Annotated in this window: 10 protein-coding genes; 5 read left to right on the top strand and 5 right to left on the bottom strand. The window is 72.1% G+C overall.

Annotated elements, in window-relative coordinates; translation table 11 throughout:
• Positions 1-296 precede the first annotated feature (296 nt).
• Both AC5WAM_RS00805 and AC5WAM_RS00800 read right to left on the bottom strand, forming a co-directional pair.
• The gene (locus AC5WAM_RS00805) at positions 297-767 is read right to left on the bottom strand and encodes a hypothetical protein (protein ID WP_495521126.1); all 471 of its coding nucleotides are present in this window, start codon (positions 765-767) and stop codon (positions 297-299) included.
• A gap of 179 nt (positions 768-946) precedes the next feature.
• Positions 947-1,624: a DUF6629 family protein gene (locus AC5WAM_RS00800; protein ID WP_495521125.1), complete on the bottom strand. Its 678-nt coding sequence runs from the start codon at positions 1,622-1,624 to the stop codon at positions 947-949.
• A 574-nt stretch (positions 1,625-2,198) separates the two neighbouring features.
• Between AC5WAM_RS00800 and AC5WAM_RS00795 the strand changes: the two genes are divergently transcribed.
• The 3 genes from AC5WAM_RS00795 (at position 2,199) to AC5WAM_RS00785 (ending at position 3,605) form a co-directional block, all read left to right on the top strand.
• On the top strand, positions 2,199-2,735 hold the full coding sequence (locus tag AC5WAM_RS00795) for a hypothetical protein (protein ID WP_495521124.1): 537 nt from the start codon (positions 2,199-2,201) through the stop codon (positions 2,733-2,735).
• Positions 2,736-2,865: 130 nt separating this feature from the next.
• On the top strand, positions 2,866-3,258 hold the full coding sequence (locus tag AC5WAM_RS00790; RefSeq protein ID WP_495521123.1) for a serine hydrolase: 393 nt from the start codon (positions 2,866-2,868) through the stop codon (positions 3,256-3,258).
• Positions 3,255-3,605, top strand: a complete 351-nt coding sequence (locus AC5WAM_RS00785) for a hypothetical protein (protein ID WP_495521122.1) — start codon at positions 3,255-3,257, stop codon at positions 3,603-3,605. The genes AC5WAM_RS00790 and AC5WAM_RS00785 overlap by 4 nt, the downstream gene beginning before the upstream one ends.
• A 3-nt stretch (positions 3,606-3,608) precedes the next feature.
• Here the strand turns inward: AC5WAM_RS00785 and AC5WAM_RS00780 are convergent, their stop codons facing one another.
• The gene (locus tag AC5WAM_RS00780; RefSeq protein WP_495521121.1) at positions 3,609-4,541 is read right to left on the bottom strand and encodes a LysR family transcriptional regulator; all 933 of its coding nucleotides are present in this window, start codon (positions 4,539-4,541) and stop codon (positions 3,609-3,611) included.
• A gap of 89 nt (positions 4,542-4,630) precedes the next feature.
• Here AC5WAM_RS00780 and AC5WAM_RS00775 point away from each other — a divergent pair, with 89 nt between their 5' ends.
• Both AC5WAM_RS00775 and AC5WAM_RS00770 read left to right on the top strand, forming a co-directional pair.
• A complete protein-coding gene (locus AC5WAM_RS00775; protein WP_495521120.1) occupies positions 4,631-5,551 on the top strand; it encodes a zinc-binding dehydrogenase in 921 nt (306 codons plus the stop codon).
• Positions 5,548-6,528: an alpha/beta hydrolase family protein gene (locus tag AC5WAM_RS00770; RefSeq protein WP_495521119.1), complete on the top strand. Its 981-nt coding sequence runs from the start codon at positions 5,548-5,550 to the stop codon at positions 6,526-6,528. The genes AC5WAM_RS00775 and AC5WAM_RS00770 overlap by 4 nt, the downstream gene beginning before the upstream one ends.
• 109 nt (positions 6,529-6,637) lie before the next feature.
• Here AC5WAM_RS00770 and AC5WAM_RS00765 read toward each other — a convergent pair whose 3' ends face one another.
• Positions 6,638-7,306: a GNAT family N-acetyltransferase gene (locus AC5WAM_RS00765; RefSeq protein WP_495521118.1), complete on the bottom strand. Its 669-nt coding sequence runs from the start codon at positions 7,304-7,306 to the stop codon at positions 6,638-6,640.
• A gap of 703 nt (positions 7,307-8,009) precedes the next feature.
• The gene (locus tag AC5WAM_RS00760; protein ID WP_495521117.1) at positions 8,010-9,095 is read right to left on the bottom strand and encodes a ScbA/BarX family gamma-butyrolactone biosynthesis protein; all 1,086 of its coding nucleotides are present in this window, start codon (positions 9,093-9,095) and stop codon (positions 8,010-8,012) included.
• Positions 9,096-9,622 lie beyond the last annotated feature (527 nt).

Raw genomic sequence — 9,622 nt, 5'->3', positions numbered from 1 at the left:
CGCACCACCTGCTGGCGCCCGGGTCAGCCACACGTGCGCCGGTAGGCAAGGCCCTTGGCGTGGACGGCCCATTCCTCACGGCTGAGGCCGCGATCGGTGATGGCGCAGGCGCGCCGGACGGGGTCCGCGACGACGTCGGCCAGTTCGGCGACGTCCCACAGCAGGGTCGCCCCGTCGTGGCTGGCCGACGCCAGGAGGTGCCGTCCCCGGCTCCACGCCAGCGTGCCGCTACGGCAACACCCGACGGGCGTCGCCCCGCAGCGCCCGCATCAGGACGGTGCGTCGGCGGTGCCCGCCTACAGATACGGCAGGACGAAGTCGTAGCCCGTCTTGCGGTGGGCGCCACCGGCGGGGCACACGCCGTCGGTGGGGTAGCCGTAGAAGAAGAGGCCGTAACACTTGTCGCAGAAGCGCCAGTTGCGCTGCGCGGTCGGTGTCTCCGGTACGTCGTGCGGCAGGTTGAAGTTGAACCCGGCCGAGTCGTGGCCGCCGCCCGCCGGGCACGCGCCGTCCGACGGATAGCCACGGAAGAACAGGCCGTAGCACTTCACACAGAACCGCCAGTCCGCCTGGCTCGCGCGGACCGACGCGGGGCTCCGTCGCCGCTCTGCCGCCGCCGCGGGCCCGGCGAAGGCCCCGGCCATCGCGGTGGCGCCCGCCGCGCCCGCGGTCGCCTTGAGCACGGTGATGAGCATGGTGCGCCGGTCCGGATTCTCGGTGTCGCCGCCGCCCTGCGGCGATCCCGGCTTGGGCTGTCTCAGGTCCATGGGTGACTCCTTGGCTCCGCCGGACCCGTCATCACGGAGCACGGGAACCGGCGCCCGCAGGACGGGATTTCAAAGGCTCACCCCGGCACCGGGCCTCCCTGCGACTCCGGTTCACCGAGGCGCCCTCACCGTGCCCCAATGCTCCGTAGGCCGCCAGCGCGGTTCCGGTCAGTGGAACTTCAAGGCCTTGGGTGGTGCTGAGAGCGGCGATCGCCCGTCCGCGAAGCCGCCGCTTCCGGGGCGGCGGAGCGGCACTGCCCGGCCCAGTGGTACAGCAGCACCGAAGCCACCGCGGCGGCCGCGCACCAGGTGGAGATGAACTCCCGCCGCCACAGGACGAAGGACACCGCGGCCCCGATGGCGGTCAGGACACCGAGGAGGGTGAGAACGCGGTCACCGGAGACGAGCAGAGCACCGATGGTCGCGAGCAGATAGCCCGTGACGGTCAACCCCGTGTGGGACAGCCCGAGGGCGTAGCCGACCGTGTGCCCGCGAATCTCGGCGCTCACGGTACGAGTGACCAGCGCGTACGCGAGCACTGCCGCCGTTGCGACACCCACGGTGAGGGGGACGAGCAGACGGCGGTGGGCGCGCGGCGGCGCGGCGCACAGGACGGCGGCGGGTACCCACAGCGGGAGCAGCGGCAGGGCGATGACGGCCCACGCGGTGGTGGCGGCCCCGGTGCCGCCGCCGTGGTGCCAGACGGCGGCTTCGATCAGCTGATGGACTCCCAGGAGGACGGGAAGTGCGGCCAGGGGCAGGTCGCGGGGGCGTCGGGCCGCCCGGGTCACGGTGGCAGCTCCTGCGGCCGTGATGCCCGTACCCGCGATGAGGTCGGCTGTTGCGCTCCAGCACATGGGGCCAACGGTACGGCTGCGCCGGGCTTGTCGGGAGCGGGCCCGCCAGGGCTGTGCAGGGGTCCCGCCCGGGGGCCCGCACCCCGTCCTCGGGCACACCGTCGACGGCGCCGCACACCGTCCGTCCCGTCGGTCCTTCCAGGCGAAGTCGTCGAGCTCGCGCCCGTCGGTGACCGTCGCCCAGTAACCGGCCCGGTAGGCCCGCGTGGCGACGGGTGCGTGCCGCAGCGGTCGTGCTGTGCGCAGGCGACCGGAGCGACTGCGCACAGCACGACCGCTGACGTGCACAACACGACCGCTGACGTGCACAACACGACCGCTGACGTGCACAACACGACCGCCGACGTGTGCCGGGTGATCTGCTGCCGGTCGCCGTCGGCCGGGGAGCGCGCGCCCGTAGCGCGCGCCGGAATCACATCGTCCGTTCGAGTGGGACGGGCGGCTGGTCGGTGGACGACGGCTACCGGGGTCCGGTTCCGTTGGGGGTGAGCAGTCCTTACGTCTGTCCTGTCTGGGGACATCCGCCTTGGGAAGGGTAAATCGCATGAGTCGACGTGTTCCTGCCGCTGTGGTGATGGCTGCTGTATGCGGTGCCGTGGTGCTCGCATCGCCGGTGCAAGCCGCCGGTACGTCCGCTGCGGTCCGCGGCGCGGTCGTGCTGGCCCCGCCGCAGCTGTGCACCCCGGAGGAGGAGGACAAGGGGGCGACCGACAACGCGGTCGCCAAGCAGTGCCACGTCCTCCGCGCCCGCAGCGCCGCCGCCCGCGCCCACGAATACTCCCAAATCATCACTCGCAACCCTGACGCGCTCTTGGAGGACGTCCAAGCCGCCCAGGCCGCCGACGAGGCCGCCACGGCCGCCGAGGCCGACGCCGTGGCGGCCCCCGACGCCGCCCAGGCCGCCAGCGCCGCGTGGGCCGTGGCCACCGCCGGGGCCAAACTCACCGCCGACCGCTCCCGCTACTATCCCCTCGACCTCAGGCAGACCGCCGAGGCCGCGAACGATGCCGCGTCCGCCGCCGAGGACGAGGAGACGAACGGGCAGGACGCCGCCCTGAACAAGAAGGCCGACCAGGCCGAGGCCGCCGCGCGGGCCGCCCTCGCCGGCTGAGCCCAGCAGCTCGTCGCCGCCCCCCTCACCACGCCCCGAGCACCGGGGCGTGGTGAGGGGGGGGCGGCGACCGGCCCGCATCGCCCTGGCGAAGCGGGCCGGTGGTGTCCCGGACGGTCAACGGATCACCGTGCGGCAGCTGCTCAACCACACCAGTGGAGTGCCGGACCACCGCCGCGCGCTGCCGCTGCCACCGGCGCCGGAGTTCCTGGACAACCGCCTGCGGACCTGGTCCGAGGCCGAGCTGATCCAGCGGGCGGTGGCCGAGCCGCCGACGTTCCCACCCCCCGGCTCCGGCTACACGTACCCCGACACCGGCTACCTACTGCCCGGCCAGCTCATCGAGAAGGTGACCGGCCGTCCGTACAGCGAGGAGACCGAGCGCCGGACCATCCGCGCCCTGCGGCTGCGCGGCACCTCGGTGCGGGAACGTCCCCGCGCCTTCCGGGACCGCACCCGCACGGCTACGTACCGATACAGCGGGTCAGGGCCACCGGAAGGCAGCTCGTCGACCTCACCGTGACGAATCCGTCGCTGCTGGGCGCCGACGGCGAGACGATCTCCACGACGAGCGACCTCAACCGGCTCATGGCCGCGCTGCTCGGTGAACGCCTCCTGCCGGGCCACTCGCTCGACGCCATGCGGACACCCGGCGTCAAGGACCGGACGTACGGGCCGGGACTGCGCTGGCGGGACACTTCGTGCGGGGTCCGTGTATACGGCAACGACAGCGACGCCCTGGCTCACCAGGCCTGGTCGTTCACCACCGAGGGCCGGCGCCGCCAGGTCACCCGCGCGCTCACGCCCGACGTCCGCGGCGATCCGGACGACGCCGTCGACGCGCTCCTCGACAGGGCGTTCTGCGACTGACCCTCACCCGGCGGACCGAAGAGGCGGCTCCGGCAGCCAGTCCCGGGTCGGGTCGTACTCCAGCCATCGGCTTCGCTTCGCCTCCTCCGCGCAGGCGGTGGCGAGCCTGTCGAGCCCCGGGTGTCCGTTGCCGGTGCGCCACAGCAGCGACCACGCGTACAGCGGCGTCGGAGCGACGAGGGGGACCGAGCGCAGTCCGGGGACCTCCGGCAGGGGTACGTCCGCGGGGACCAGCGAGAAGCGCCGTGGCTCTTGCGCCACCTCGGCGAGGAAGTGGGCGAGCCCCAGGTTGACACGTGCGGCCGTGCTCCGGATGCCGAACCGGACGGCGAACTGGTGGAGGAAGTCGAGGCGGTCCAGCGCGCCGGGTGCCCACAGCACGCTGTCACGCAACTGGTCCGGACGGAGCGCCCGTTCAGCCGCGAGGGGGTGGTCCGCGCTGAGTACGGCGTCCACCGGTTCGAGGCGTACGAGGCGGTGGGCGAGGCCGCCGGGCAACGGCGGGTGGACGCGGCCGAAGGCCGCGTCGGTGTCGCCGTGCAGCAGGGACGCCGTCACCGACGGCAGGTCGCGCCCGTGCCCCAACGCCAGTTCCCCGGCTCGCCCGGCGACCTGGGCCAGCGCCCGCATCGGCGCGTACAGGTGCCCCCAGACGTCCACGCGCAGCGGACGGTCCTCGCCGACCACCGCTGTGACGGCGGCGTCGGCCGCGGCGACGGCCTGCCGGGCCGGCGGGAGGAAGCGCTGTCCGGCCTCGGTGAGGCGTACGCCGCTGCCGCCGCGGTGGAACAGCTCGGTGCCGAGCAGGGACTCCAGCCGCGCGATCCTCTTGGACAGGGCCTGCTGGGAGATGGCGAGCGTCCCGGCCGCCCGCCCGAAGTGCAGCTCGTCGGCGGTGCGCACGAAGGCACGCACCTGCGCCACGTCGAGATCCATGGCTCTCACCATAGGTGACAACCAATGGTTGTCGGTCTCGCCCGGTCGTTGTTGGATCCCGCGGGGCCGTTGGGGGTTGCATCGTCGGCATGCAAAGACTGATCCCCACGGGGCAGGCGGAGCGCCCCGTCGCCTTCGTCGAAGCCCCCCAGCCCGTGCCGGAGCCCGGTGAGGCACTGGTCAAGGTCGAGGCGTTCGCGCCCAACCGGGGCGAGACCTTCCTTCTCGAACACCCCCGGCCGGAACTGCTGCCCGGCAAGGACATCGCAGGGCTCGTCGTCCAGGCGGCGGCCGACGGCACCGGCCCCGGCATCGGCACCCGCGTCGTCGGGCATCCGGCGCAGGGCGGCTGGGCCGAGTACGCCGCCGTACCCACGCACTCGCTCGCGGTGCTCCCGGACGGCATCGACAGCGCACGGGCCGCGGCCCTTCCCCTGGCCGGGATCACCGCACTGCGGCTGCTGCGCACGGCCGGTTCCCTGGCCGGCCGAAGGGTGCTCCTGACCGGCGCCTCCGGTGGCGTCGGCCACTACGTCACCGAGATGGCCATCGGGGCCGGAGCAGAGCTGACCGCGGTGACGGCCACGCCGTCGCGCGGCGAGCGGCTGGTGGAGCTCGGCGCGCAGGTGGTGCACGAGGTCGCCGCGGCGCGGGGGCCGTTCGACGTCGTGCTGGAGTCCACGGGTGGTCCTGACCTGCCGCTGGCCCTGTCGAAGACGCGCCCGGGCGGCACCCTCGTCTGGTTCGGCCAGGCGAGCCGCACCCCGGTGACCCTCGACTTCTTCCAGCTCCTCCGCGGGCCCGAGCGCGCCACGATCCAGCACTTCCACTACGCCGGTGCCCCGTACGACTCCGATCTCGCCGCACTGGTACGCCTTGTCGACCAGGGCCGACTGCACCCGGAGATCGGCCGCACCGCCGACTGGGCGCACACCGCCGACACCCTCGTCGACCTGCGAGAACGCCGGATACGCGGCAAGGCCGTCTTGTTGATCGGAGAAGCACGATGAACGCCACCGAGTTCGCCGCCGCCCAGTGGACCCGCGCCACCGGTGCGGGCGTGGACCCGCACGAGTACCGGCGCGTCACCGAGGGCCTCACCTCCGTCACCGACTGGGGACCTGCCTTCCTGCGCACCGGGCACGCCCACCTCCAGCGCGCGGACAACGCCGGGTCGTCCCTCTCCGCAGGGGAGCACCTGCTGACGGCGGCCCGATGGTTCCACCTGGCCACCCTCGCGCCGTACGCGGAAGCGCACCGGGCGGCCGCCGAAGCGGATCGCGCCCTGGGCCGGGCACTCCCGATGCTGGAACCCGGTGCGCGGCGGGTGAGCGGTGAGGGCTTCACCGGCTGGCTGCGCGGCCCCGCCGACGCGCCGGGGACCGTGGTCGTCGTACCCGGCCTGGACTCGGCCAAGGAAGAGTTCCTGGACCTGGTGTCCGCGCTGCTGGCCAGGGGGCTCGCGGTGTTCGCGATGGACGGCCCCGGACAGGGCGTACTCGCGGCCACCACGACGTTCGTGCCGGACTACGAACGGGTCGTGGGCCGAGTCGTCGACGCCCTCGGCGTCGCCCGCATCGGCCTCGTCGGCCTCAGCCTGGGCGGCTACTTCGCGGCCCGGACCGCCGCGCTGGAGCCGCGCGTGGCAGCCGTCGCCACCGTCAGCGGCCCCTTCCGCCTCGACTGGCAGGAACTGCCCCCACCCGTACGCGGCCTCATGGCCCAGCGCGCCGGAGGACCCGACGCCGCCCACACGTTCGTACGCCACGTGGATCTCGCCCCACTGGCACCCCGCATCGCGGCGCCGCTCCTGGTCGTGGACGGCGCCCAGGACGTCATCCCCGGCGTGACCAACGGCGAGCCCCTGGCCCGCCTTGCACCGCGCGGCAACTACCTGTCCGTCCCGCACGGCGACCACTTGCTCGGCAACGCACGCCCTGACTGGCTGCCGCGCCTCGGCGACCACATGGCCGACAATTTGACGTGACCTGTTGCCGCGGGAAGCGGGGTGGGCGCACTCGGTATCGCGGCCGCGGACGAGAGAGCGGGACCGGGCCCTCCACCAGAAGCTCGCAAACGGTCGGGTGAACGCGGTGTCAGGCCACGGCGGGTCGGAAAGCCCGCGGCTCCTGCTCCTGTCGCCGAAGGAGGGCAAGGGCCTCGCGCAGTGTGAGGTGTGCCCGAGCGCGCCATTCGTGTTCGAGGATGGTGAACATATAGCAGTCCCACCAGCGTCCCTCACGGAAGTAGAGCTCTCGGACCTTCCCGTCCCGCGTGCTCCCGGAGGCGAGGAAGAGCCGCTGGGCGGCGAGGTTGTCGACCGCTGTCATGAACCACAGCCGGTGGACACCGAGTTCGTCGAGGGCGAGGCCCGCAACGAGCTGGCTCGTCTCGTACCCCGCCGAGAGGTTCGCCAGGTGGGGCCGCAGGATGATCGAGTGACTGTAGACACTCGAGTACTGCTCGCGCTCCACCGTCACCGTGCCGACGAGGGCGCCGTCCTCACGCTGGACGATGGCGAGCCGATGCCGGCTCCGAGCGGGATCCGCCTGGTCCGCCCCGGCCTCACGCACCAGATCGACAACGGCCTCGTACGACATCGCGCCGGACGAGGTGTGGCGCATGACATGAGGGTCGCCAAGGATCTCAGCCAGCGCATCGACATCGGACGAGACGAACTCCCGCAGCGCGAGCGTGGCGCCCTCGCGCACGACACGAGCGGTGGACGGAAGGCAAACGGCCGAGGAGAGGGCGACTGTACTCACGGTGATGCTACTGATCCTCTGTGTGCGAGCGAGAAGGGCTGGCGAGGTTCCCCACGGACTCCTGGCGGACGGGACGCTTCGACCCTCTCGGATCGTTGGACGTGGCTGTTGTCCGGTGGAGGGCGGTGCGTGAGGTCCCGAAGAGTGGGGCAACACGTGTAGTGAACCGCCCACCGATCAACAACCGATCAACACCGGCGTGACGAGGTGCCCCTGAAGCCGGGAACAACCATCTGGCTCCGTCCCCATGAGGCTTTCATCCGAGACCTTCGCCATTCTTGTTGTCCGGCACAGGGGAACACCTGATGCTCATGACCGACGGGTGAGCACTGACGCGTCGTCCGCCGCCCTCCAGCACGACCCGGCCTGGCCGCACCGCCACCGCCCCTGCCTACTCGCGACCGGTGGAGTCCGCCGGGCGTGTGCGGCTTTGCGGGAAAGCGGAGTGGTTCGGTGGCGGGACAGTAGGGCGACTGTCGCCGTTGGCCGGTTGTGGTTGTGGCCGGGGTGGGGTCGGTTGGGTCCGAGGCTGTGCCAGTTGGTGGCGGTGGCGGTGGCGGTGTTGGGTGTGGGGGTGCCCGCTGTGTGGGGCGTTCAGCGGGCGTTGGTTTTGGGTGGGTGAGCGGGTGCGTGGCTTTGCTGTTGGTGGGTGTGGGTGTGGGTGTGGGTGTGGGTGTGGGTGTGGGTGTGGGTGTGGGTGTGGTTAGGGGTGGGGTGTGGTGGTGATGGTGCTGGTGAAGGCGGTTTGGTTGTTTTGGGTGGCGGTGATGTGGGTGGTGGTTGTGCCGGTGCTGGTGCCGGTGCCGGTGTGGGGGCTGGTGTGGGTGTGGGTTTCGGTGTGGGTGGGGGTGGGTTGGGTGGTGGTGGTGATGTGGGTGGGGGTGGTGTATTCGATGAATTGGAGGAAGGTGGCGTGGATGTGGGTGGGGTAGGGGGGTGGTCCGGGTGGGGTGGTCAGGCGCGGGGGGCGGGTGAGTGTGGCGGTCCCGGTCCCGGTCCTGGTGGTGGTTCCGGTGCCGGTGGTGGTGTGGGTGGTGGTGTGGTGGTGGGTGGCGTGGGTGGCTTGGCGGGCGGCTTCGAGGAGGAGCATGCCGGGGGTGTGGTCGACGGGGTGGTCGAAGAGGGTGGGGTGGGTGGTGTCGTTGCGGAGGGTCCAGTGGTGGGGGTGGGGGGTGGGGGAGAGGACGACGTCGTGGGGGTGGTGGCGGCCTACGTGGGTGGGGTGGGTGGGGGGTGGGGGTGTGGTGGGGGTTTGGGGGTGGTTGTTGCGGATGCGTTTGTAGATGGCGGGGGAGTGGGCGGAGAAGCGGGTTTGGGCGGTGCCGAGGTGGGTGCCGTTGCGCAGGGCGATGGCGTGGAGGGTGAGGGCGGTGAGGTGGCCGCTTTGGCGGCGGCGGATGTCGGAGCAGGTGATGTAGAGGGTGAGGTGGGTGGGGTGGTGGGGGGTGTGGTGCATGGCGTGGGGGTTGATGTCGGTGGTGAGGTATTGCCAGATGAGGTGGTGGCCGTGGGGGAGGTGGTAGGCGTTGTGGGCGAGGAGGGGGAAGCACTGGCGGATGGTTTCGATGAACAGGAGGGGGTCGTTGAGGTGGGGGGTGGGGGTGTAGAAGGGGTGGTGTGTCGGCCATTGGGCGGTGACGGTGTAGGTGTCGGGGCGCAGGGTGTCGTAGCCGGTGAGGAGGACTTCGGCGGGGTTGTGTTTGTGCACGTGGTGGGGTGCGAGGGTGGGTTGTGCAGGTGTGTGGGCGGGGTGTGCGGGTGTGTGGGTGAGGTGCTGGGTGACAGGCATGGTGAGCCCCCGTTGAGTGGTTGCGAGTGACCGCTTGCACTTGTGCTCGGTTGGCGCTGTCTCGCCGTTCAGCAACATAACGAGTGTTCTTTTTGTTGTCGAGGGGTGTCCGGATCCTGCCCGTGGCACGGGGTGCCGCGGCCGGGGGGCGGGGTGCGGGGCGGCGGGGGAAGGCGGGCTCGTCGGGCGGGTGTACCCGGGTGCGGGGCGGGGGCCGGCGCGGGGCGCGGCGGGGGCGGGGGCGGTGGCGGAGTTGACCGGAACTGTTCGCCCGGGGCGGGGAGTTGGGGGTGTGAGGCGGGGCGGGCGGGGCGGGTGGATGGCTGAAAGTGGAAGGTCGTCATCCGTGAGGGGGGCGGGTGGCTGTTTCCCGCCCCCCGCCCTGTGGTGTGAGGGTGTGTCAGTTCCTTGCAGTGACCGCACACCCCGCCGGGCACCTGGCCGCCCCCCCCCCGGGGTGGCTGGCCCCGGGGTGGCTGGCCGTCTCCGGGGTGGCTGGCTGCCCTCAGGGTGCCTGGCTTCCCCCG

This window comes from Streptomyces sp. JLYT201 (genome assembly GCF_059448825.1).
This window is presented reverse-complemented; position numbering and strand designations above follow the sequence as displayed.